This is a genomic window from Bradyrhizobium sp. Leo114, from assembly GCF_055229415.2.
Genome location: NZ_JBUYEN020000177.1, coordinates 1 through 905 on the forward strand (window position 1 = coordinate 1; position 905 = coordinate 905).

Consider the following 905-nt stretch of genomic DNA (forward strand, 5'->3'; position numbering starts at 1 on the left):
GGCGGCGCTTCGCGAGCTGCTTTCAAAAAAATGGTAGGGCCCGCCGCCAAGCGCGCTGCGGTCGCGCATCTGCAGGCCGTCATGAGCCTGTCGGAACGGCGGGCCTGCTCGATCGTGGGCGCGGATCGGAAGATGATCCGTTATCGCTCCAGCCGCCCTGCGGACGCGGCTCTGCGCGGCCGGTTGCGCGATCTCGCCAACGAGCGGCGGCGTTTCGGCTACCGCCGGCTGTTCGTCCTGCTGCGGCGGGAGGGCGAGCCATCGGGGATCAACCGGATCTACCGGCTTTATCGCGAGGAAGGGCTCACCGTCCGCAAGCGGCGGGCTCGCCGCAAGGCCGTGGGGACCCGGGCCCCGATCCTGGTCGAGGCCAAGCCAAATGCCCGCTGGTCGCTGGACTTCGTCCACGACCAGTTCGCCAATGGCCGACGCTTCCGCATCCTCAACATCGTCGACGACGTCACCAAGGAATGCCTGGGCGCCATTCCGGACACGTCGATCTCGGGGCGGCGCGTGGCCCGCGAACTGACGGCCATCGTCGAGCGGCGCGGCAAGCCAGGAATGATCGTGTCCGACCATGGCACCGAGTTCACCTGCAACGCCATGCTGGCTTGGTGCAAGGACGCAGATATCGATTGGCACTTCATCGCACCGGGAAAGCCGATGCAGAATGGCTTCGTCGAGAGTTTCAACGGCCGGATGCGCGATGAACTGCTCAACGAGACCCTGTTCTTCGATCTGGATGACACCCGCGTCAAGGTCGCGGCTTGGGTCGCCGACTACAATATCCGGCGGCCTCACTCGTCGCTGAAATACCTGACCCCCGCGGCCTATGCCGCCCACCTCACCGCAACGGACGATCGGCTGCGCAACCCCGACCAGCTCCGCCGATCGTCCGTTGCTCC

General features: G+C 66.1%; 1 pseudogene. It reads left to right on the plus strand.

Annotated features, from left to right (window positions below):
• A pseudogene (locus ACZIRK_RS45250) lies at positions 1-905 on the plus strand (IS3 family transposase); the annotation flags it as partial.